This is a genomic window from Beijerinckia mobilis, from assembly GCF_000745425.1.
GTDB lineage: Bacteria > Pseudomonadota > Alphaproteobacteria > Rhizobiales > Beijerinckiaceae > Beijerinckia > Beijerinckia mobilis.
This window is the reverse complement of sequence record NZ_JQJH01000010.1, coordinates 87,084-111,281: the sequence shown is the minus strand read 5'-3', so window position 1 is coordinate 111,281 and position 24,198 is coordinate 87,084. Positions and strand designations below refer to the sequence as shown.

Genomic DNA, 24,198 nt, shown 5'->3' with positions numbered 1-24,198 from the left:
CGCCCGATGTCAAATTAGAATATGAAATTCAAATTTTAATTTGACGATAACAGGCTTCTCCCTCATCCTTGCCCCATGACACGTCGCCTCACCGTCATTCTTGTCTTGCTGATCGCTGCCGCGTTCGCTGGCGGTTTATGGTGGGTGTTCAACCGGCCCGCTCTCCCCTCCGACACGCTGACGGTCTACGGCAATGTCGATCTTCGCTATGTCTCGGTGGCGTTTAATCAACCCGAACGCATAGCCGAAGTATTGGTTCAGGAAGGCGATCTCGTTCACAAGGGGGAACGGCTCGCGACACAGGAAACAAAGCGGCTGAAACCCGCTCTCGACGATGCCGAAGCCGAACAGGCGGCTCAGCAGAAGCTCGTGGAGCGTGATCACAAAGGGTCTCGACCACAGGAGATCGATCAGGCGCGCGCGGCACTCGCCGCCGCCGAGGCTGAGGCCGTCTATGCGAAACAACAATATGACCGGCTTCAGGGAATTGGCATCGAATCCCATAATCGCGCGGTGAGCCGGCAGGATCTCGACAGCGCCCGTTCCGCCCTCGATGTCGCCAAAGCCAGGGTCGACCAGGCGCAAAAGACACTTGATCTCGCGCTTCTCGGCCCGCGTGAGGAAGATGTGGCGCGCGATGAAGCCATGTTGCGGGCCATGGCGGCACGCACGGCGCTGGCGCGGCAGCATCTCGCAGACACCGTGCTGCTGGCGCCCGTCGATGGCATCATCCGTACACGATTGCTCGAAGTCGGGGATATGGCCTCGCCGGACATGCCGGTCTATTCCCTCGCCATCACCGATCCGAAATGGATCCGCACCTATGTATCCGAGCGGGATCTGCCGCGCATTCATGAGGGAATGAAGGCGCAAATCACGACCGATGGCCTGCCCGGGCGCAGCCTTGACGGCTGGGTCGGCTTCATCTCTCCCCAGGCCGAATTCACGCCCAAGAATGTGGAAACACCCGATCTGCGCACAAGCCTCGTCTATGAAGTGCGTATCTTCGTCCATGACGACGCCAATCTGCTGCGTCTCGGCATGCCGGCAACCGTCCGCATCGACGGGGCAGCCACGCCCGCCCCGGCCTCGTGATGAGGGACGCACCGGAACTGGCGGCACGCGCGCAGGCGCTTGGAAAAGGGTTTAAACGGACCGGCGGCGGCATAATCCGGGCGCTGGATGACATTTCCTTCGATATCCGGCGCGGCACTCTCACCGCCCTCGTAGGCCCCGATGGCGCGGGCAAGACGACGCTGCTGCGTCTGTTTGCCGGATTGCTCCGGCCCGATAGCGGCGCGGCGCTCGTCGACGGAATCGACGCTGCACGCGATCCGGCGGCCGTCCAGGCAAAAATCAGCTACATGCCGCAAGCGTTCGGGCTCTATGGCCATCTTACGGTCCGCGAAAATCTTCAGCTTTATGCCGATCTGCAATCGGTCGATCGCGCGACATGGCCACATCGCTATGCTGAATTGCTTGATGCCACCGCGCTTGTGCCCTTTGCCGACCGTCAGGCGGGGCAACTCTCCGGCGGGATGAAACAGAAGCTCGGGCTCGCCTGCACCCTTGTGCGCGTGCCCACGCTCCTTTTGCTCGACGAGCCGACAGTCGGGGTCGATCCGCTTTCACGCCGCGAGCTCTGGTCTATCATCAATCATTTCGTCGAGGCTGATCATCTCTCGGTCCTGATCGCCACCTCCTATTTGGAGGAGGCCACGCGTTGTGATCACGCCGCTATTCTCTATGGCGGCCGCCTGCTCCATCAGGGAACGCCCGAGGAACTGACACAGATGGCGCGCGACATGACTTTCCTCGCCACTCCGCCGGCAGGAGAAGCGCCGCGCCTTTTGCAATCGCGCCTTCTCGCCAGCGCCGGCATTCTCGATGCCGTGCCGGAAGGCGGCCTCGTGCGTTTTCTGCGCGACCGGCAAGCAGCGCATCCCGCCTGCCTCGACCAGATCGACGTGCGCGCCGTGCCGCCGGACTTCGGCGATGCCTTCATGGTCGCGCTGCATGAGAGTGGCGCAAGGAACCAGCCGGTTCCCATCCCTTCCGGCGCCGCTCTTTCCGGGCAGGCGGAGACGGTCATCGAGGTGCGGGATCTTTCGCGGCGTTTCGGCAGTTTCATCGCTGTCGACCACGTCAGCTTTTCCGTCCGGCGCGGCGAAATTTTCGGGCTGCTCGGGCCCAATGGCGCGGGCAAGACCACTACCTTCCGCATGCTTTGCGGTCTCCTACCAGCCAGCGGCGGCAGCTTGCGCGTCGCCGGCGAGGATCTGCGTGTCGCCCGGGCTCAAGCCCGCGCGAGGATAGGCTATGTCGCGCAAAGCTTCTCACTTTACGGACAATTATCCGTTTCCGAAAATCTGTCCTTCTATGCCAGCGCCTATGGCCTGCGCGGACAAAGAAAACGTCAACGGATCCGCACCATCATCGCCGAATTCGGTCTCGAACCGATGCGAGACAGCTTGAGCGGTACCTTGCCGGGCGGTTTCGACAAGCGTCTCGCCATGGCTTGCGCGCTGCTCCATGAACCCGACATTCTGTTTCTCGACGAACCGACCAGCGGAGCCGATCCGATGACACGGCGGGAGTTCTGGAGCCGCATCACCGCCCTTGCGGCGCGTGGCGTCACGATCATCGTCACGACACATTTCATGGAGGAAGCGGAATTCTGCGATCGCGTGCTGATTCAGGATGCCGGACGCATGCTCGCGATCGGCACCCCAAGTGAATTGCGTATGCGCGTGCCGGAAAAACCGCATGGTGAACTGGTGACGATGGAAGAAGTCTTCATTGCCATTGTGGATGAGGCCCGCAACGCCACGCGGCCCGCTGCGTGATGCCGCGAAGATTGCGCCGCCTAGGTGCGCTCATCCTCAAGGAATCCCGCGAGATCTGGCGTGATCCCAGCAGCATGCTGGTGGGCATTCTTCTGCCGCTCATACTGATCCTTCTGTTCGGTTACGGGCTCTCACTCGATATCCAGAATGTTTCCCTCGCGGTCGTCATCGACTCCCCGTCGCAAATGGCCGATGAGTTCCGCTCCGGCTTCGTTCTTTCGCGCTATTTCGATGTCATCGACATTCGCGACATCAATTCCGCCGCCCGCGCGCTGGAACGCGGACGCATCGACGCCATCCTGCACCTTCAGGCCGATTTCACCCGCCGCCTGACGCAGGGGGGAACCTCCGGTCCTGCCGCAGTACAGATCATCCTCGACGGGACGGATCCCAACAAGGCACGCATCATCCTCGGTTACGTCCAGGGAGTCGTCACCACAATATCAGGACGCCTGAAAGCGGAAGGATATAGCTTCGGCTCAGTGATACCCATCGATCTGCGCGATCGCATCTGGTTCAATCCGGCGCGGGACAGCCGCTATTTTCTGGTTCCCGGCCTCACCGCGATCATCATGACTCTGACCGGCGCGCTGTTGACCGCACTCGTCGTCGCGCGGGAATGGGAACGTGCCACTTTTGAATCGCTGTTTGCCACTCCCGTCACCATGGGCGAGATCATCGTGGCCAAGACGATTCCCTATTTCGGGCTCGGATGCATCGGTTTCCTCTCCTGCATCGTGAGCGCGCGCCTGCTGTTTCACATACCGTTTCATGGGTCCTGGCTGGTATTGGGTCTCGGCTCGTCACTTTACCTTCTGATCGCGCTGGGGATCGGCCTGCTGATTTCCTCGCTCACGCGAAACCAGTTTCTCGCCACGCAGATCACCGTCATCATTTCCTTTCTACCGGCGCTCATGCTGTCCGGCTTCCTGTTCGATCTGCGCAGCCTTCCCCCTGTCATTGAAATCGTTACATTGCTCATCCCAGCACGCCATTACATCACTCTCGTGCAAGCGGAATTTCTGTCAGGGACAATCAGGCAGATCGCCGGCCCCTCTCTCGCCGTTCTCGCGCTCATGACGATCGTGATCTTCGCGGCGATCCGATGGGCGAACCGCAAGCGGGTCGGCTGAACGATGGTCGCCGCCCTGTTTCGCATCCTCGCACTCATCCACAAGGAAATGCTCGCTGTCCTCAAGGACAAGCGCAGCCGCATCACCCTGTTCGCACCCGTCATCGCCCAAAGCATCCTTTTTGGCTATGCAGCTACTTATGACCTCTCCAACATTCCCTATGTCGTCATCGACCGCGATCGGAGCGAGGCTTCGCATGCGCTGCTTGCGAAGCTGGACGGCTCGGGCCTTTTCACACGCATCGCCACGCTCGATTCCGTCACCGCGCTGAAACACGCGATCGATACCCGCAAAGCCTTGATCGCCGTGCAGATCGGTGAGGATTTCGAACGCCGTCTAAGAGCGGGCAATGCCGCGCCGGTGCAGGTTATCGCCGACGGGCGCAATTCGAATACGGCAGTCACGGCCACGCTCTACCTGACGCAGATCGCCAACAATTTCGCCACCGCCTATGACAGGAAGGGCGCCACCTCCAACACACATACAATCGCCATTGACTATCGCTATTGGTACAATCCCAATGCGGAAAGCCGCTGGCATTTCGTGCCGGGCATGATCGCGACCTTGACCATGCTCCAGATCCTCCTCATCAGCGCCATGTCGGTGGCGCGCGAGCGCGAACAGGGCACATTCGACCAGCTATTGGTGACACCCTTCCGGCCGATGGAAATCATGATCGGCAAGGCGATCCCTTCGATCCTGATCGGCATCGTACAGGCGACCCTGGTGGTGGTGATCGCGCTGTTCTGGTTCCATATCCCGCTTGCAGGTTCTCTCGCCGCGCTTTATGGCGCTCTTGCGCTATATCTTTTGGCCTCGATCGGGCTTGGCCTCCTGCTCTCCTCGCTGGCGGCGACGATGCAACAGGCCCTGCTCTACACTTTTCTCGTTCTGCTCCCCTTCATCCTGTTTTCCGGCCTCACCACGCCGATTAGCGCCATGCCCAGGGCGTTGCAATATCTCACCCTGGTCGACCCGCTCCGCTATGCGATCGATGCCATCGACGCCATCATGCTCAAGGGCTCGACGCTCTCGGCGCTTCTTGTCGATCTGTGGCCATTGATCCCGATCGGCTTCTTCACGCTTGGACTTGCCGCTCATCTGTTCCGCAACCGGCTCAGCTGAAGCCGTGTCGAACAAGCACGGACCGACGCAATCCCACCGCGATTGCCCTCCCTGATTGAAAAAGCCTTCCATCCGCACTCGTCCAATGTTTTCAGGGACAAACTGGCGTGAGTCTTGATGGCAAGCCTCCAGCCTTGCGAGCCTTGTGGGTTCGAAAATGGTGACTCGACAACTCTAATTACCAAAGCAAGCCTAATTTTTCCGACACGGCGGCGGGCTTGTCCCGGCTCGAAAAGCCAAGCTTCTTCGAGGGTCGCGGGAGATGGGCTCCCGAGACGACGCCTCGAGAATGCGCAATTCTCGATGGGCAGACGCTCTCCACTGATAGTCGGAATGGTGCAGGAGGAAGACAAAGTGACGCGCGAGTCGGAGAGCAGTGCCGAAACCCGCCAGCAACGCAAAACGGCGACAAGGGCAGATCTGCTCGACGCCATTTATACATCCTGTTCGTTTCTGTCGCGTGCGCAGACGCGCGACATTTTCGAAATGACTCTGGAGGAAATTTCCGAAGCTCTGTTACGGGGCGAACCGGTCAAGCTTCGCTCATTCGGCCTATTTTCCGTGCGTTCGAAACGGGAAAGGATCGGCCGTAACCCGCGTACGGGTGTTGAAGTGCCGATTACACCACGCAGAGTCCTGACCTTCAAAGCTTCACCAGTTCTTGCCGCCTCCGTGAACGGTACGGCAATTCCCCCGGAGAACGGCTTCGATCAGGATTAAACCTGCCACGCCTTCAAACACTCTTCGGGCGTTGCGATCCAAATGGAAGCTTAGAAGCCGATCGCGACGCCATCCCTTGTGGAGACTTGAATCGAAAAGAGATTGTCGCTCTTTCAGTTCGATAGTTTTCCCGATCTCATGCCTATTCGAGCCTTGTTCCCCGTCAATCCACTCCATTGACCAGCGGGACGGGCATTGTCTCCGAACATAATCTCCGATCACTGTCCCCAGGCGTGCTTCTCCAGGAACCGCAGCACCACCGAGCCGTCGGAACAATCCGGACTGTTCAAATTATCGCCATGCTGGCAATTGCCCAGGGTGATACCATCGGCCGATGTAGCATGGCGTTCGGAAACGCCCTGCCCCCGGTGAAAGGCTTTGAATCGCAAGTCATTTCCGGCTAGATTCAAAATGTGCTCTAGCATCGTTCCGTTGCCAGATGATTTGATCCTCTGGTCTGGCGGAAGGCCTCCGGCTGTTTCGCGCCCGTTCAAGTGAAATGGGCAACGATATTCGCTCATGTTTCCACCCCCATAGAATTTCCCCGAGATGGACTATCCACTCCAAGGATCAATGCCGGTGGCCATGAGCGAGATCATGATGGGCCTTGTTCACCGGATTCTGATAAGATTTGAATTCCTCGAAATGGTTTAAGCTGCGCATATTTTTCAATCGAAAAGGCGCTATTCGGAAACGCTCTCAATCGATCCCTGTGATCGCTTCAAAGGCAGGCCATGCATTTTCTTGCTCTGATCGTCGCCCTATTCGCCGGCGTCGGCGCAGTCGTCGGGTTTGAAACGGGAGATATGCTCATCTGGCTGCTGGTGGCGACCGCCGCCCTTTGCGCCGTGACGACCTATCTGAGCCGCACGATATCGACCTTTCTCAAGATCTTCGCCGCCATTTTCGCCGTCGAGGCGGTGATCTTCGGCGCGCTCTGCCTGCTCGACAAGGTCGGTTTCTGGCCGGCCTCCCTTGCAGATTATGCATTGCCCGAGAGCTTGGCCCTCACGGTCGCGCTCTTTTCCATTCTCGTTTATGCGGTGTCTTTTATTCCGGTCGTGCGTTCGATGACGAAAATCGCCGACCGCTATTTCGACACGACCGATCCGACAGTCGCGCGTATCTGGCCACTCCCCGCCTATGGCGTGCTGGAGCGACGCCTCGCGAAGGCCATGATCGTGTTCCTGGTGCTGATCAATCAAGCGGAGGTCGGTATCGACATCCGCCTGTCCTTCTTCAATCGGGACTGGTTCAATGCCATTCAGGGCAAGGATGAAAAGGCCTTCTGGTCGCTCACCCTGTTCGTGTTTCTACCCTGGGCATTTCTTTATATTTTCGCGGTAGTGACGGAATATGTCGTCGCCTCGTCGCTCGTCATTCGCTGGCGGAGCTGGCTCAATAATTTCTATGTCGACCGCTGGCTCGACAATCACACACATTACCGAATGCAGCTTCTGGGTACGACGAATGACAACCCGGACCAGCGTATCTCGGAGGATATCTACCGCTTCATCGACGGCGGTCAGGCGAGTGGCTATGGCATTTACACATTCACCATTCTTTTGATTTCAAAACTCAGCTCGCTCGTATCCTATGCGATCATCCTGTGGTCGCTCTCGGCCAATTTCACCTTGCCGCATTTCGACATCGCAGTGCCAGGCTTCCTGTTCTGGGCCGCTCTCGTCTATGCCGGAATCGGTACTGTCGTGACGCATTGGCTCGGCCATTCGCTGACGACACTCGCCTTCAGGCAGCAGCGTTATGAGGCCGATTACCGCTTCGCCCTCGCACGCCTGCGCGAATATGGCGAGCAGATCGCACTTCTCCTTGGCGAGGCAGCGGAAAAGGCGACGCTCAAGCAGCGTTTCGCCCATGTTATCAACAATTATTACCAGATCGTCTCGACGCGAAAGAAACTGACAAGCTTCACGGCTTCCTATGGAATGGTCAGTCAATTCATTCCCTATTTTCTCGCCGCGCCTTTCTATTTTGCCGGCAAGATCACCTTCGGCGTCATGTCACAGACCGCATCGGCCTTCGGCAGCGTCAATTCGGCCCTGACCTTCTTCATCAATTATTATGTCTCGTTGGCCGAGTTCAAATCAGTCCTCGACCGTCTGACCTCTTTCGACGCCGCCATTGAAAAGGCACTCGCACTCGAACCGCTGCGGCCCCAGCAAAACGCTTCGAATGAAACCGACAACACAATCGCAACCCATTTCGGTCTTGAAAACCTCAAGCTGCATCTTCCCGATGGGTCACCCATCGTGGAAAATGCAACGCTCGCCTTGCGGCGCAGCGAAGCAGCCCTGCTGACAGGACCGTCAGGCTCCGGCAAATCCACGCTTCTGCGTGCACTCTCGGGGATCTGGCCTTTCGGCGAGGGAACGATTGCCAGGCCGCACCAGCAGCATTTCATGCTGTTGCCGCAAAAGCCCTATCTGCCAATAGGCACCCTGCGCTGCGCAATCACCTACCCGGCCGATCCTCTGGCCTATAGCGAAGAGGAGATCCGGGAAGCACTCCACGAAGTGAAGCTCGACCATCTCGCGGAGAAGCTCGAATGCGATGATCCCTGGGCTCAACGCCTTTCCGGTGGCGAGCAACAAAGGCTTGCGATCGCGCGCGCGCTTCTAGCCAGACCCGATTGGCTGTTTCTCGATGAAGCGACCTCAGCCATGGACGAGGCGCTCGAAGCCTCGATTTACAAAACATTGGTCGAGAAGCTTCCCGAGACGACGATCGTTTCGATCGGCCATCGCTCGAGCCTGATCCATTTCCACAGCCGCCACATAGAGATGCGTGGGACACAGGAAGGCAGTTTCACGCTCGTCGAAATCGCATCGACAAATGCAGCGGAATAACAGACGGGGCCGTCGCCGAGCGTTCATACCGAATACGACCGGTCGCTCCCTCTCTGAACGCGAGCATTTACCTTTGACGGTGAATCGCTTTGCAATTCCATTGCTTTGAAACGGCACCGATTGCTGGGAGCGTTTCCGGCTATTTCCGAAACGCTCCTGCGGGCGCCCGATAGACCGCGGCTCAAGCCTCGGATCTCCTTCGGCACAAACAAACCGGACACAAACGACAAGAGCGGAGCCTTAGCTCCGCCCTCCGATTCTGATGGCATGTGACGTTCTAAGGTTCAGATAGGCGCGAAGGATTTTCGTCCTTCAGACCGATGATGGAGACAATCATCATCGGTACCTCCCCCATCCCTGCGCTCCATCAATTTTCGGCGCGCATGGATTCTTCAAGATTTTTCTTGAACAAGGTATCGAGTGCCGAAATCACGCGGATATCGGGATGATCCTTGCAGAAACTCTGCAAACGATGGTCGCTTGCGTCAGTCGGGGAAATCCGGGCAAAGCGCTTCTTGGTGGCTCCCGAATAGAAACCGGTGTACCAAATCACGAGATAGTCAGCGTCATCGGCTCGTGTCTGCGAAAGATTGGCACAGGTAATCGACTGCAAATTCAAAAACCCATGCGCATCGGCATAGGCAGACAGCGGCACATTGGCAGCCGCTTCCGCGCGACCCAAACCACCAGCGACAAACGACGCGGCAGCGGTAACGCCGGCGGCAGCGGCAAAGGCGGCGGCAACGGCGATTTTGCGGATGTTGTTCATGGGAAGCCTCTTAAGTGGGAGGGAGTGAGAGACACAATCAAGAGAACCGCTGCATGAAGCGTGACCGTATTCATCATACGCGACCCGCTTTGGGACATGGCAGAGGTTTTCCGTCCGCCCAGCCAAAACCGGGCAGTGACAGGATCCTTGAGTGCCATCAGAGATTTTTACCGGACACAATCAGGTGCAGGGAGGTAGCGATAAACATTGTGGGATTGCTTATCGCACGATCATCCGCAAACATTATCCGATTGCGCATTCCTTATTGTATAAACTTCGTTTTCGACACGACGGTCTGACCTGTTCCATTCTTCCGCAACAAAGTCAGACGCTGGCGCTACTCCCGTTCGATGTAACTGAGGAGAATGTGGCCCAACAGACGACAGGAAACAATGCGCCGAAAAGTCTCATGCGACATGAAGTAATAGATCTGTATTTGCTATCGCACGATAGCAAAACCACCGATAGAGGAACTAAACAACGGGTTCCATGATAGCCCTGCGCTAGCAGCATTTTTTTTGCGGAAATGACAATGACAAAATGTCGCTCCCCTGCAGGCTCGACCGCTTGAAGGCGGAAGCTCTCTAGGCGAAGCGAGACATGTATATATTTGAAATATAAAGTCTTTTAACGCCTGATGATTGCTTGGCCATCAATTTGTCGCAGGAAATACAATGGAATGATTTCTCATCTGATGGAAATCATCATGCCGGCAAAATAACGCTCTGCGAAAATATTATTTCTGTTCACGATTACCTGCGACAATCAGCCTTCTTGTCCCGCAAGACGGATGAACATGTCCTCGTTGACCACGACCCGAGCGATGAATGCGTCTTGAAGTGAGAGATTGATATCAGGTCATAATGGACATTCCGCCGCGCCGCAGGCGCAAGGCCTCAACCTCGATGAATCATGCCCATCGAGATTCTGTATCAAGCGCGGCACGTCGCAAAAGTCAGGAGGCGCATTGTTCTGGAGCTGATCAGCGTGATTCCATTGTGGAAGGCAGGCCGATCATTCCTTCCATACAAGGTCTGCCGGAGATGGGCGCAGTGAAACCCGCGCCACCGGGACTATCCCCTCAACGAATTTTCTCTATCAGCCTGTCGTAAAGCGGATTGGCAGCCGAGAAGACATATTCCTGCGCGCTGACACCCACATAGGCCGCGCCCCTGGCGATGAGCCAGTCTGCAAAGCCTGAAACCTTTTCGGCGGGACAGGCGATGATCAGATGGCCTTCTTTACCATAATGGCGCAGACGCGCCGCGAACCGGCCTTTCGCCTCCTCGAAAAAGTCCTCCGCACAATTTTGCAGAACCGTCGAGACTTCGCGCGTGGTGCGTCCTTCTTCCTCTGCAGCAATATGCGACAGGATCAACCGGGCCTTCTCACGGTTCGCCTCGCTCCATTCAGCGCCGATAGAAGCAGCGAGATTAGCCTCGGACCTCAGGATGACGCCGTCATCAAGAATTTTCAGCGCATTGGCCGCAAGCGTCGATCCGGTGGTGGTGATATCGACGATCAATTCCGCTTGCCCTGCCGCCGGAGCCCCCTCAGTGGCGCCTAGACTTTCGACGATCCGGTAATCGGTGACATGTTTGCTCGCGAAGAAGCGCCGCGTCAGATTGACATATTTGGTCGCAACCCGCATGCGCTCGCCTCGCCGTGCGCGGTAGAGGATTGCGACATCATCGAGATCGGCCATGGTCCGCACATCGATCCAGGCCTGGGGAACCGCGACGACGACATTGGCGAAACCAAAACCGAGCGGTGTCAGAAGCGCGATCTTGCTGTCGGCGTCAGATACGCTCTCGCGGATCAGATCCTCACCAGTCACACCGAGATGGGCGCTGCCCTGCGCGAGATGCGTCACGATATCGGAGGCCGAGACGAATGCGACCTCGACGCCATCAATGCCCTTGAGCGTTCCGCGATAATCGCGCGCGCCCCTGCCCTGCACGAGGCTAAGGCCGGCACGGGCGAAAAAGGCAGTGACATTTTCCTGCAGCCGCCCCTTCGAGGGGACGGCGAGCACCAGCGGCGCTTGTTTCTGTTCCATCAGGCCGTTTCCCGCGCCATCGTTTCCCGCGTCATAGCTTCGAGCGCGTCGATCCAGATCGCCGCGCCCACCGCCGAAATATCCTCCTGCGCGCCGAGCCGACACAGCAATTTGTCGTAGCGCCCGCCACCGATCACCGGCTTTTCATGCGGCCGCATCCGGTCATGCGCCTCAAAGACGAAACCCGTGTAATAATCGAGGTTGCGGGTGAAACGGGTCGCGAAATGCAGCGCGGCTATATCAAGACCGCGCGCAGCCAGAAAGCCGAGCCGCGCATCGAAACTGTCGAGCGTGGCGGCAAGATTGAGCCCCGCATCCGCCAGGAGGTGCCGCATCGCCTCCGAAGCCTGGTCCGGATCACCTTCGATCGCAAGGAACCGCTCAATAATGGCCCGCTTCTCACCAGCTATATCCTGGCTTGATTTCAGCGCCGCCTGTTCGAGAAATCGATCGGCGATTTCCGCCGGTGTGCGGCCGATGATCGAAGCAAAACCGGCGATCGAAAGGAGGTCTTCGACGAGCGCGCGTGCTCCTGCCCGATCAGCGCCTTCGAGAAGGGCAAGAACGCCGGAATGATCCGTCTGGCTCACCTCACCCTCGGAGGTAAAGAGCGTCGCGAGTGGCATGCCAAGAACCTGGGCGCGCAAAAGCCGCCGCCTCCAAGGGGGCGGCAGTTCGAGGGCATCAAGCAAAGCGGTGAACAAGCCGACATCAGTAATGCGGACGGCAAGCCGTTCGGAGAAATCCCCGACCGATTCCATGGCAAGGCTCAGAATTTCGGCATCGGCCGCCTCACGGTCGCTTCTGCCGAAACTTTCGATACCGGCCTGAACAAACTCGCTCGGCCTTTCCCCGCGATAGCGGAAGACCGGCCCACAATAGGAATAGCCCGCGCTCGTCCCGGCCTGTGGCGAAGCCAGATAGTGACGCGACACCGGAATTGTATATTCCGGACGAAGGCAATATTCCGCCCCGGAAATATCGCTCGTCAGATAAAGCTGGCCGCGCAATTCCTCGCCCGAATCGAAAAAAATAGCGGCCGGCTGGAGGATGGCAGGTTCACAGCGCGCATAGCCGGCGGCAAGGAAGCGCTCGGCAATCGCCTCCTGAAGCGGGCGCGTCGCGCCGCTAGAGGGTTGGGAAGAGGAAGAATCGACAACGGCCAAGGTCATTACTCGTGCGATGGCCCGAGGGCCGGATCTCGTTTCTGCAAGCGATGCTCAGGGGGCCGGAGCCGATGTGCTCCCACACCGGCTCCGAATGCAGCGGCTGCAGGCTGCCTTCGATCCCTGCACTTTTTCTATGAAAAAGACATCAACATCCGCGCGTCTCATGCGATGCGAGCGGATTATACAAAGGTCGTAATAAACGACCCTTGGTTCCTTTCTTGAATTTTCGCTTTTTTCAAAGCGATGGCGAAAAATTCAAGAGCGGTCCAACAATCATCTCTTATGACCGTTAATATTATTCATGACGGGCGAGCACTTCCCGCACGGAGGCGACAAGTTCGCTCTCCGGTATCGTGAATTGCGCCCGGGCCCGCAGGTCGAGATAATCCGCCCGGTCCTTCGTCGAGGCAGCAAGCTCGGCTCCAAGCGCCAGGTCGCGGATCGTTAGCTGCGGACCCTCGGCATGGTCGCGTTCGTTCGATCCTTGAATAACAGCACAGAGCGACCCGCGCTTGTCGGCATATTTCAGCTGGGCATTCATGCCGGAACTGCCGAGATAAAGCTCGGCGCGGATACCCGCCTCGCGCAGCTTTGTCACGAAAGACTGGTAGCGCGCGACCTGATCCTTATCGAGAACCAGAACGACCACCGGCCCGCGCTGCGTGGCCGCGCTGACGACAGGCGAATTGATCGCGGTGAGCGCCGAGAACAGACGGGAGACACCGATCGAAAACCCGGTCGCCGGGACGTTCTCGCCGCGAAACCGTCCGACGAGCCCATCATAGCGGCCACCACCGCCGACCGAGCCAAAACGAATCGGACGCCCCTCCTCGTCCTGAACCTCGAAGGTCAATTCGGCCTCAAAGACGGGACCGGTATAATATTCGAGCCCACGCACGACGGCGGGGTCGATCCGCACACGATCCGAGAAACCCGCCGCCTCGACGAGTTCAGCGATCGTCCGCAATTCGGCAGTGCCTTCCTGTCCGATGGGCGTCGAGGCGAAGACATCGGCGAAACGCGCGACAGTCTCGGCATTGTTTTGCGCGCCTGCGTCAAGAAGAGCGAAAACCTGCGCGATCTGGGTGGTATCGAGGCCGGCACCCTTGGTGAAATCTCCCGATTCATCCTTACGCCCGGCGCCGAGCAACAGTGCCACGCCATCGCGGCCGAGCCGGTCGAATTTGTCGATGGCCCGCAGCACGGTCAGGCGGCGGCCGGCATTGTTGTCGCCGCCGAGGCCAATGGCTTCCATGACGCCATCGAGCACTTTGCGATTATTGACCTTGATGACATAGTCGCCGCGTTTCACGCCCAGCTTTTCGAGCGTCTCGGCGGCCATCATGCAGATTTCCGCATCGGCCGCCACGGAAGCCGCGCCAACCGTATCGGCATCGAATTGCATGAATTGCCGAAACCGGCCAGGCCCCGGTTTCTCGTTGCGGAACACGAAGCCCGCCCGGTAGGACCGATAGGGCTTCGGCAATTGATCGAAATGTTCCGCTACATAGCGGGCCAGCGGCGCGGTGAGATCATAGCGCAGCGAGAGCCATTGCTCGTCATCGTCCTTGAACGAAAAGACGCCCTCATTCGGACGGTCGAGGTCGGGCAGGAATTTGCCGAGCGCCTCAGTATATTCGATGAAGGGCGTTTCCACCGCCTCGAAACCGTAAAGTTCGTAGGACTCCTTGATCGCCACCAACATTCTATCGGTGGCGGCAAATGCCGCAGGTCCACGGTCGATGAAACCCCGCGGCAATCTGGCGCTCGCGCGGGGATTTGTCTTTGGGGCGGTCATTTTGAGGAAAGCCTCGTGAATTAAATTTAATGCAGCGGAAGATGTTGCTTGCTCTTACGAGGCCAAGGCGCGGGGAGCAAGTGCAACCTTGCCGGACAGAAAAGCCAATTTTTCTCTATTCAATTGAAAATAAATGGATATTCTCCCTATTTCCCAGGATGAGATGGCTTTTCCTGGTAAGAGTGCTGGCGCACCGGTCCATAGTCCGCCCCGGTCATCACCTCGGACGGCGAGGTAGGGGCTTGGAGCCTCATTGCAGCAGCCCCATATCTTCGGCGCGAGGCGCCGAGCCCACTTATAACGCCTGCAAACGGCCGCAAGGCCGGAGTGGTTGCGACAGCCCCTTGCTGCGGAGAGACGTCGTGCTCCGGCAGGCCGCAAATTTACTTTTCTTGGGAGAACAGGATGTCACCCGAAGAACGCCAATTGCTGATCGGTTTGTTCGACCGGACGAAACCCCTCGGCGCCAATCCGCGCGACAAGGAAGCCGAGGCCTTGATCGCGGATGCAGTGCGGGCGCAACCCTATGCTCCTTATCTGCTGGCACAGACCGTCCTGGTGCAGGAACAGGCTTTGAGCGCGGCCAATGATCGGCTGCGCCAGCTCGAGAGCGAGGTTGAAGCGCTGAAACAGCAAAGCGCCAATCAGCAGCCGGCCTCCGGCGGCAGCTTTCTGGGAGGCCTCGGTTCCCTCTTTGGTGGCGGTCAAACGAGCAATCAGGCGCAGCAGACACGTCCGCCGCAACAGCCTGCGGGCAATCCATGGCAGCAATCGGCGAATCAAAACCCTTCCGGTGCATGGGGACAGCGCCAACCTGATTATCCGCCGCAAGCAGGACCTTGGGGAGCCCAACCCGTTCCTCAGCCTCCGCAAGCTGCAAACCAGGGTGGCGGCTTTCTGAAAGGCGCTCTCGGCGCTGCTGCAGGCGTCGCCGGTGGTGTCCTTCTCGCGGATTCGCTGCGGGGTCTGCTCGGCGGCCACAATAATTCACTCGGGATCGGCTCTGGTTTTTCCAATGCCGGCCTCGGAGGGATAGGAGCCGGGACGCCAGGGAGCGAAACGATCATCAACAATTATTATGGTTCGGATGACCAGACCCATCAGGCAGATTGGCACAATGACACCAATCATTATCCGAATGATCCGCAGAATGCCGCCGATGACGGCGACAGTGATTACGGAGACGACGGTTCCTATGACGTGTGAGTGAGACGCGGGCGCTGAAACCATTCGCTTCCCGCCATCGAGGTCTTTCCAGAGCATTTTCCGATAAGGCTGAATCGCTTCGGGATTCCATTCCCCTGAGAATGCTCTGTTTTTTGAGTGGAACGTTCCTGGATATATCCGAAACACTCTAATGCTTCGATAGTGGGAAGATGGGAGCCTTTCCACAATACGGAAAACACACGCGAGTCCCGCAGCAATGATCCTGCGGCACCTCCAAAGCCAAGCTCCGAGATCTTATTCGGACCGCTGCTGATGACAGGTTCATCAGCAGCGGCTACCAAGTTCGACGGAAAATACGCGTGGCAGCGGATCTCATTGATTGGTTCTGATCAATGAGATTTGCCTTGGGACCCTTCAGGCACATTATTCAAATGCCACGCCTCGCCGATCATGGGTGCGACAACGTCGCCTTGCGGGCCATGGATAACGAGATCGCGATAGGGCACGGTCCAGTCGGCGATTTTATCGTATCCCAGGGCTGTACGAATATCCTCAAGCTCCGAAACGCCGAACACGCGATAGACCATGCGGCCGGGACCAAAATCCTCCAAAGTATAATAGGGTCCGAAGTCGCTGACGGCCACTTTGTTAATCAAGATCAGCGGCGGCAGACGCGGCAATCTGCGCACGAGCGCTTCGAGTGAAATATCCGAATATTGCAGGACACCCGAACACAGGAGCACATCGCAGGGTTCTGTATCCTCGGGTTGCGCGTAAAATTGAAGGGCGGGCAGATTGTCCTCACGGGCCAGCCGCTCACCCTCCCGTCGTAAGGCCGGTACATCAATGACCTGCCATCGCAGATCATCGGGAAATACGAGAATGTCACGGAACGCGCGATATTTTACACCGATATGGCCGCCAAAATCGGTGATCCTGCGCAAATTCTTGTCGTGGATCAGCCTCTGAAGATGAAACAGGATCGGCCAATCGAAGAGGTGCACCAGCAGAAAGGATTCCAGAGAGATCGGAACGACACGATCCTCGTCATAAACAACCCGCCGTCGCGGAGGCAAAAAATCATAAGCTTCCTTGTAGGTCGGAAACTGCCCCCAGAAGCGGCCGCACCCACGCCGGAGAAAGAGGTTAACGGAATACAGACTAAGCAAGTATTTTATTAGAAAGAACCGTTTCAGTACTTGCACAGTAGAGCCGCGTATTTGCATGATAGAGGTCTGCATCAACGTGGCAATCCTTCTTATTACAAAATGAACTCAAACTAAAAAGAAGCATCGTGAAATAAACAAACTACAGAACGCATCTGATATCATTGACGCAAACATGTTTTAAATTTCATGCTTCTCAACGTTACCATAATTATGGACCAAATGTAGCCGCTCTTCAATCACCAATTCTTGACAGTCTCACCATCACAAACAATGCATGTTTTCGAAGCGATTTCTTCAGGCCAATTCCTCCAAGTCATGACCATGCCAATCATACCTCCCGCATACTGACCACCATCACGCCAGGCCGATCAGCCAATGGGGATAATGTCCCATTCACATCGACGCGAGAGATCGCTCAACGGGGCCGGGCAGCGAAGATCGTATTGAAAGCCTTGACGTCACGTTTCCTGCAAACCTATATATTTATCGATATAAATAAACAGAGTGTGGCATGCCGCTAATATGCGAGGAATCAAAGGCTCCTCCCTTTCCTTTTGAGAATCCGGCCTACAGCTACTTTGGCTTGACAATACCCTGAACTTGCAGGCAGAAGTTGAAGAGTATCAGCCTTTGGAATCCGAGCGCCGCTTTCGCGGCTAAGCAGCATGGAAACTGCGATAGGAAGAACGGCGATGTGTGGCTGCAATTGAGAAGCTCACGCCTATCCATAGGTTCACGACCGTCTGCAACCACATTATCCCAGATCTTCTAAATGCTTGGAAAGGTTATTCTTTGACTGATTTTCGCGGCCTCGGACTTGCCCCCTCCCTGCTCGACACTTTAGCAAGGCGAGGATTTACCCGGCCGACGCCGATCCAGGCGCAAGCCATTCCGGCAATCCTGGAAGGCCGTGACGTCATCGGAATTGCACAAACAGGAACCGGCAAGACCGCCGCCTTCGCGCTACCGATCCTGCATCATCTCCTGGCACATCCGGCGCAGCCTCCGCGCGGTGGCGCCCGTGTTCTTGTTTTGAGCCCCACGCGAGAATTAGCCAGCCAGATCGCCGAAACGTTCAAGACCCTAGGGCAATCTTTCGGGCAGTCGCATCCGCTCTCGGTCGCCGTCGTCTTCGGCGGGGTCGCGCCGGGCGCTCAGATCAAGGCGCTGCAACGCGGTCTCGATGTGCTGGTCGCAACGCCTGGACGGCTGGTCGATCACCTCGATTCGCGTGTCGCCCATCTCGACAAGACCGAATTCTTCGTCCTCGATGAAGTCGATCAGATGCTCGATCTCGGTTTTGTAAAGCCCATCCGCCGGATCGTCTCGGCTCTGCCCGCCAAACGGCAAAGCCTCTTCTTTTCGGCCACAATGCCTGTGGAAATCCGCAAGCTCGCCACGGAATTGCTGCGTGATCCAGTGTCCGTTTCCGTAACGCCAGTTGCAAAAACAGCCGATCGCGTACGCCAGCAGGTAGTTTTCGTCGAGGCCCATCGCAAACGTGATATTCTGGTCGAATTGTTCGGCGATGCGATGATGACGCGTACGATCGTCTTTACACGCACCAAGCGCGGCGCCGACAAAGTCACCCAGCATCTCGAAAAAGCCGGTATTCCTGCTTTCGCAATTCATGGCAACAAGAGCCAAAGCCAACGCGAGCGGTCACTCCTGGCATTTCGTTCGGGTCATATTCGGGCGCTCGTCGCAACCGATATAGCGGCACGCGGCATCGATATCGACGGTGTCACCCATGTCGTGAATTATGAATTGCCGGAGGTTCCCGAGAGCTATGTGCATCGCATCGGCAGAACCGCACGGGCGGGCGCAGAGGGAATCGCTATTTCCCTCTGCGATGGCACGGAACGCGACTACCTGCGCAATATCGAAAAATTGACCAAGCTCAACCTTCCCGTCGAGGATCGCCGCGCCCCCGGGCATGAGGACGTTCAGCTTCCTCGCAGCGCCGGTCCAGCAGCGCGCAGACCCGCAAATCAGAAGGGCGGCGTGGTTCCGAAAGGAATAGCTCCAAGACAAGAGCAACGCTCGGGGCATTTTCCAGGCCTGCCCGGTGATACGGGAAGACACTCTGACAACGCACATTCGGCACGTGGGCCGCGCCATTCGCGCGGGGATCGGCAAAACAGTGTTTCTCCCGCCGCCGCCAAATCAATGCGCTCCCGTCCAGGCTTCTCGGCGCGTTTCCACAGCCAGCAATCCGGGCAGACGACGGCGGACCCAACCTGATTGGCTTTGTCGTATCGTCAATCTTCATAAGGGCTGCAAACGCCTGTGGCGTGAATGCGATTGACTCGTTGATTTGAGGATTTCATCTCCGCTTGGCAGGGGTGTAACCTGTTCACCCCTGCAAACAGGCGCTCGTGAACCCTCACCTATTCCGTCAACACAAACAATGATAGCATGACATCTACACCGACCGCGGGCTCCGCAGCCGGTGTGCTAAATGTCTGAATTTATCAGGCTGAACTTAAAGCATTTCCGATGTAATGGGATCTTCTTTCAGATACGCCCTGCTTCGAAAATTGCCCTGATTTCTGATGGGAGCGTTTCCGGAAATAACCGAAACGCGCTAGGCAGCCATTGCCTTGATGGCATCAAATGTTTCAGCCATTTCTTCCGCGCTGACATCAGTAATCGCTGCATCGGCAAAAACATCGGCTCCCGCCAACCATTCGGCGTCTATCTGCGGATTGCGCAAGGCGATCTCAAGAGCCTGATTAAGTTCGTATACACCCCATTCAAGACGTGTATCTCGGAGAGCCGACTGCAATGCGTTTTGGATCAGGCTACGAACCGTCAAATGGAGGGAGGATACCGGTACCGCGATTTCCTCACCGTTCAAGGCGTCGATACAGGCTTGTTCCGAGAAAGACGCATGACCGCGACAGGCCAATGGCCTGCGATCATAGATCACGCAAAGGCCGTCCTCGATGAAGGGACAGACGGTGCCCTGTTCCATACGGTCTTGTTCGCCAACACCGTGGGTCGCGTTATTGGCTTCAAGCAGCCGGCCGAGAAGATCACGCATCCATTGCCCCGATGACTCTTCCTCTGCGAGGTTCCGAAGGTGCTGAGCAATATAGAGGATTTCCGGGGCTGTCGCGGCGACACGAATGGTGCAGCAACTGGCGCAACCACCGCGGCATGCAAGTGATCCCGGTCCATTGGAGCAGGCGTCAACACTGCCTTCGAATGTCTCATAGGCGCGGGGAAGCAGCGCATCGAGGAAGGCTTTTTTGTCACGCTCGCGAGTGATCACGTCAAGAAAGACGCCGTTCATTCCCTTGAAAAAGGAGAGCGGATTGGCGGCATCGAGAATCGGCATGATCACTCCCCGATATAAAAGATACAGACCGCGCACTCATCCGGCGCATACAACGAACGGTAACGATGAAGACATAGTTTCGGCTCGGGAGACCGCCATCAATGGCGTTCCACAATTGCCAGATCACACACTAAGCCAACCAATGTTTTGATCAGAGACTATTCCGATGGAGCGAAAATATTCCCGGACGATCGAAATTGAATTGCATTGGGTTAGCGCGCCCTGACCCATCCACCCCTTGATTAAGCCTCGCAGGCGGCGCCGGAGGTGCTGACAGAATCATATATAACTATATATATAGCATGTCAATAGTGTCACAATGCGATACGAGATAACTCGTTGAATTGCAAGGAAGCACAAATGGCCGCGAAGCATTATGCTCCGCTTTAGGCAGACTGTCGGCGATTGGTCACCTGAATAATGCGAACGAGGTGCGCCGTCGAAAGCAGGACCGCGCTAGCAGCAATGCTTCGCAGATCACTCCCTCGGGGGGCCTACGGGCGGAGACAAAAGAGCGGCGGCACAACCAAGCCATAGGTCGACACGCATCATCATCTCCTCTGGTGCGTCATCGTGGCCGTCTGAAAATGTTCTGTAACGCGCCGTAACGAACGGAACATTTTATATCGCCCCCTGTTTTCAGGGAGAATAAGATAGAGGGAAACGCGCCAATGGGAATTTATGGATTTGCGCTCACAGCAACGGTCTGCCTGTTGGTCTCTTCGGCAGCTCTTGCGCAAGGGTTTAGCTTCGGCACACGCGGATTTTTGGCGCAGCCTATCTATGAAGGCCGATCCGTGAGTCGTACGGATTGCGACCAATTGCGTTGGGCCTGCGCCCATGAGGCGGAACTGAAAGAAGAAGGTGTCGGGAATTGTCAGGAATATCGACGTTCCTGCAGAAGATATTAGCACTCCGGCAGGATTTTGTTGGCAGCGCCCGTATGTTGTCTTCGTCGAAAGCAGCCGGAGCTTCTGAGAAACTGTCCGACGGGCCGCCTTCAATATCCGAGTTGAATGGCAGGCTGTGGCACCCACCACTCCGATGCGCCCCAACCGGGCTTATGCCCGGCGGAGGCCTTGGCCGATACCGCCCTGGTCTTGCGCGGCTCACGCCGATCAGCGCGCATTCAGAAATGCCGAAGCGGAGCCAAACGCTCCTGCGTGAACAGGGGCCGGATCCGCTCCTATACATCCGGCAGCGATGACGCCCCTAGGTCCGGCATCGTCTCAACAGATGCACTCCCACTGATCAGGTTCTGAATCGTGGTTTTCCATAGATTCAAAAATCATCACATCATGCAATTGTTGAGATAGACGATCAGGCCCTTATTTCGGCTCGGGCAAATTGAGGCGAATGTGCAACTCCCGCAATTGTTTGGTCGTAGCTTCGGAAGGCGCGCCCATAAGGAGATCTTCTGCTTTCTGGTTCATTGGAAACAGAGAAATTTCCCGCAAATTCTGGACACCCGCGAGAAGCATGATGATTCGGTCAATACCGGCAGCCATACCGCCATGGGGTGGCGCCCCATATTGAAACGCTCGATACATACCGCCGAATCTCTCGACCACGGTTTCTTCGCCATAGCCAGCAATTTCAAAAGCTTTGACCATCGCTTCCGGACGGTGGTTGCGGATCCCTCCCGAGGCGATCTCATAACCATTACAAGCGATGTCATATTGAAATGCCTTGATAGTCAGTGGATCCTGCTGTTGCAGCGCCTCAAGGCCGCCTTGTGGCATGGAGAAGGGATTGTGCGAGAAATCGACCTTCTTATCGTCCTCATTCCACTCATACATCGGAAAATCGACGATCCAGCAAAGCTCGAAGACCCCGGTCTTCGAAAGACCGAGTTCATGGCCGATGCGCAAACGCGCCGCTCCGGCTAGTTTAGCGGCCTTTTCCTCAATATCACAGGCGAAGAAGACAGCGTCGCCCGCCTTCAGATCCGCTCTGGCGATGATCGCAGCCTGGACATCGGCGGGAAGAAATTTGGCGATTGGTCCCTTGCCAACCGGCCCATTGTCGCCTCCTTCGAAAATTACGTAGCCAAGACCGGCAGCGCCTTCGGATTTGGCCCAATCATTGAGTTTGTCGAAGAAACTGCGTGGTTGTGCCGCCGCGCCCGTTGCCGGAATGGCGCGCACGACACCACCCTTCTTGATAACATTCTTGAAGGCGTTAAAGGTGACGTCATCGCGCCCGAAGAGATCAGTGACATCCGCGATCACCAGAGGATTACGTAAATCCGGCTTGTCCGAGCCATATTTGAGCATGGCTTCAGCATAAGGAATCCGCGGGAAAACCTGCGTCACCGGCTGCCCGTTGCCAAATTCCTCAAAAGCCCCGCGAATGACCGGCTCCATCGCCGCGAAAATATCCTCCTGAGTCACGAAACTCATTTCGATATCAAGCTGATAGAATTCGCCTGGCAGGCGGTCGGCACGCGGATCCTCATCGCGGAAACAGGGCGCGATCTGAAAATACCGGTCAAAGCCCGCCATCATCAGCAATTGCTTATATTGCTGTGGCGCCTGGGGTAGCGCGTAAAATTTTCCAGGATGGATACGCGATGGAACGAGAAAATCGCGTGCACCTTCCGGGCTTGAAGCCGTCAGGATCGGCGTCTGGAACTCAAAGAAGCCTTGTTCCTTCATGCGCCGCCGCAAACTGTCCACTACCTTGCCGCGCAACATGATGTTTTTGTGGAGCTTCTCGCGGCGAAGATCGAGGAATCGATATTTGAGCCGGATATCCTCTGGATAATCAACATCTCCGAAAACCGGCATGGGCAGTTCAGCCGCAGGGCCCAGTACTTCGATCTCAGTCACATAGACCTCAATGAGGCCTGTCGGCATTTCCGGATTTTCGGTGCCGGCTGGTCTCTTGCGCACGAGTCCGTCAATTTTGACCACCCATTCGGAGCGTAATTTTTCCGCCAATGGAAAAGCCGCGGAATCGGGATCGACGACGCACTGCGTCATGCCGTAATGATCGCGCAGATCGATGAATAAGACGCCGCCATGATCCCGGATACGATGGCACCATCCGGAAAGACGTATGGTTTCATCAGCTTGGGTCTCGCGCAAATCGCCGCAAGTATGGCTACGGTAGCGGTGCATCATTTTTTCACGGTCACGGTTCAGAAATGGGGCCAAAGGCTATGTGGAACGGGACAACCGCATGCGGCAAGGCATCTGTCAAGGGATGGAATTCGTCAACTCCACGATGAATTCTCGATTCCTCCCGTTCTTGGCCTTGCGGCGCATCAAGAGCTGGCCCCTCTTCTGGCTCGCATCTCTACCTCCGGAGCAGCATGGCCGCGGCATTCCATCGAAGGCTGTGATCCCGACACATTGCGCTCGGAGGGAGTTAGAAAAATGCGGCGTTTTCCAGAAATTTGCCCGAATTCACCGGGAAATTAAATCGGCTCTTCACAACCAGACCGGCTATCGCGCAACTGCGGATCGTTAGGGAGAATTTGTCCGCGGGCACGCTGAGCGCCGCCGCTCTCGCGAGCGCCTACCCTCTCCGAGACAGATCATGGCCCAGCTTGAGATTTAACGCGCGGCTAGAAAATTATGCACGGCCCAGGCGCCCGGAGAGGCGCGGTGCGTCGCTCCAGGGCTATTCAGGTGTTTTTGAACGAAGTCTAAAAATGCACTAACGACGCGCGAAGCTCTCATAATTTCAGATAGAGCGTTTTCTTCAGGGAACTGAACTTCGAACCTACCACCTGCTCTCTCAAATCTGCGAAGGGCATCCCGTAAATGTCCCAATGACAAACGGAGGGAGCCACGGGGTGAACATCCATCCTCATAAACTACCGGCAGGTATTCATATTTAATCTTAGCGAGCCACCTTCGCGCATTGCTAAGCTAGCATAGAGTCGTTACGGTTCTCGGCATATTCATGAATCGCTTTTTCAAGATGAATATTGAAAAAGCTTTCGTGACAAAGGCCAATCTTGGCCCTGTCCGGTTTTCCTTCAAAGCATGCTGACATCAAATCCTGATGAGGATGACTCCTGGAA

Annotated in this window: 17 protein-coding genes; 9 read left to right on the top strand and 8 right to left on the bottom strand. The window is 56.7% G+C overall.

Annotated elements, in window-relative coordinates; all coding sequences use genetic code 11:
- The first annotated feature begins 75 nt into the window (after positions 1-75).
- The 5 genes from DL88_RS09840 (at position 76) to DL88_RS09820 (ending at position 5,824) form a co-directional block, all read left to right on the top strand.
- Entirely contained in the window at positions 76-1,095 is a 1,020-nt protein-coding gene (locus DL88_RS09840) for an HlyD family secretion protein (protein ID WP_034995319.1), read from the top strand.
- Complete coding sequence (locus tag DL88_RS09835; protein WP_034995317.1) at positions 1,095-2,846, top strand: ATP-binding cassette domain-containing protein; 1,752 nt, start codon at positions 1,095-1,097, stop codon at positions 2,844-2,846. The genes DL88_RS09840 and DL88_RS09835 overlap by 1 nt, the downstream gene beginning before the upstream one ends.
- An 11-nt stretch (positions 2,847-2,857) precedes the next feature.
- Entirely contained in the window at positions 2,858-3,979 is a 1,122-nt protein-coding gene (locus DL88_RS09830; RefSeq protein WP_210165296.1) for an ABC transporter permease, read from the top strand.
- 3 nt (positions 3,980-3,982) lie between these two features.
- Positions 3,983-5,104 carry an ABC transporter permease gene (locus DL88_RS09825; protein ID WP_034995312.1) on the top strand — a complete coding sequence of 374 codons (1,122 nt, stop codon included), beginning with the start codon at positions 3,983-3,985 and terminating at the stop codon, positions 5,102-5,104.
- Between the two features lie 333 nt (positions 5,105-5,437).
- Positions 5,438-5,824, top strand: coding sequence for an integration host factor subunit alpha (locus DL88_RS09820; protein ID WP_084705098.1), 387 nt, complete (start codon positions 5,438-5,440; stop codon positions 5,822-5,824).
- Between the two features lie 218 nt (positions 5,825-6,042).
- On the opposite strand, the gene DL88_RS20295 is transcribed toward DL88_RS09820, so the two are convergent.
- A complete protein-coding gene (locus DL88_RS20295) occupies positions 6,043-6,213 on the bottom strand; it encodes a hypothetical protein (protein ID WP_156971033.1) in 171 nt (56 codons plus the stop codon).
- 345 nt (positions 6,214-6,558) lie between these two features.
- Here DL88_RS20295 and DL88_RS09815 point away from each other — a divergent pair, with 345 nt between their 5' ends.
- A complete protein-coding gene (locus DL88_RS09815; protein ID WP_084705097.1) occupies positions 6,559-8,691 on the top strand; it encodes an ABC transporter ATP-binding protein/permease in 2,133 nt (710 codons plus the stop codon).
- Between the two features lie 367 nt (positions 8,692-9,058).
- Here DL88_RS09815 and DL88_RS09810 read toward each other — a convergent pair whose 3' ends face one another.
- The gene (locus tag DL88_RS09810; RefSeq protein WP_051955807.1) at positions 9,059-9,460 is read right to left on the bottom strand and encodes an HdeA/HdeB family chaperone; all 402 of its coding nucleotides are present in this window, start codon (positions 9,458-9,460) and stop codon (positions 9,059-9,061) included.
- A gap of 151 nt (positions 9,461-9,611) precedes the next feature.
- Here DL88_RS09810 and DL88_RS20290 point away from each other — a divergent pair, with 151 nt between their 5' ends.
- Positions 9,612-9,953, top strand: a complete 342-nt coding sequence (locus DL88_RS20290; RefSeq protein ID WP_156971032.1) for a hypothetical protein — start codon at positions 9,612-9,614, stop codon at positions 9,951-9,953.
- Between the two features lie 588 nt (positions 9,954-10,541).
- Here the strand turns inward: DL88_RS20290 and hisG are convergent.
- The 3 genes from hisG to hisS all read right to left on the bottom strand — a co-directional run bounded on the left by hisG (position 10,542) and on the right by hisS (position 14,486).
- Positions 10,542-11,519, bottom strand: a complete 978-nt coding sequence (gene hisG / locus DL88_RS09800; protein ID WP_034995309.1) for an ATP phosphoribosyltransferase — start codon at positions 11,517-11,519, stop codon at positions 10,542-10,544.
- Entirely contained in the window at positions 11,519-12,691 is a 1,173-nt protein-coding gene (locus DL88_RS09795; RefSeq protein ID WP_034995307.1) for an ATP phosphoribosyltransferase regulatory subunit, read from the bottom strand. Before DL88_RS09795 ends, hisG begins: the two co-directional genes overlap by 1 nt.
- 292 nt (positions 12,692-12,983) lie before the next feature.
- On the bottom strand, positions 12,984-14,486 hold the full coding sequence (gene hisS, locus DL88_RS09790; RefSeq protein WP_034995305.1) for a histidine--tRNA ligase: 1,503 nt from the start codon (positions 14,484-14,486) through the stop codon (positions 12,984-12,986).
- Positions 14,487-14,891: 405 nt separating this feature from the next.
- Here hisS and DL88_RS09785 point away from each other — a divergent pair, with 405 nt between their 5' ends.
- Positions 14,892-15,692, top strand: a complete 801-nt coding sequence (locus DL88_RS09785; protein ID WP_034995303.1) for a DUF2076 domain-containing protein — start codon at positions 14,892-14,894, stop codon at positions 15,690-15,692.
- Between the two features lie 350 nt (positions 15,693-16,042).
- On the opposite strand, the gene DL88_RS19345 is transcribed toward DL88_RS09785, so the two are convergent.
- Positions 16,043-16,822, bottom strand: coding sequence for a methyltransferase, TIGR04325 family (locus DL88_RS19345; protein ID WP_210165295.1), 780 nt, complete (start codon positions 16,820-16,822; stop codon positions 16,043-16,045).
- Between the two features lie 792 nt (positions 16,823-17,614).
- On the opposite strand from DL88_RS19345, the gene DL88_RS09775 reads away from it, so the two are divergent.
- On the top strand, positions 17,615-19,066 hold the full coding sequence (locus DL88_RS09775; protein WP_084705095.1) for a DEAD/DEAH box helicase: 1,452 nt from the start codon (positions 17,615-17,617) through the stop codon (positions 19,064-19,066).
- A gap of 343 nt (positions 19,067-19,409) precedes the next feature.
- Here the strand turns inward: DL88_RS09775 and DL88_RS09770 are convergent, their stop codons facing one another.
- Positions 19,410-20,165, bottom strand: a complete 756-nt coding sequence (locus tag DL88_RS09770) for a YkgJ family cysteine cluster protein (protein WP_034995299.1) — start codon at positions 20,163-20,165, stop codon at positions 19,410-19,412.
- 1,328 nt (positions 20,166-21,493) lie between these two features.
- A complete protein-coding gene (gene aspS, locus DL88_RS09765) occupies positions 21,494-23,287 on the bottom strand; it encodes an aspartate--tRNA ligase (RefSeq protein ID WP_034995297.1) in 1,794 nt (597 codons plus the stop codon).
- Positions 23,288-24,198: the final 911 nt, after the last annotated feature.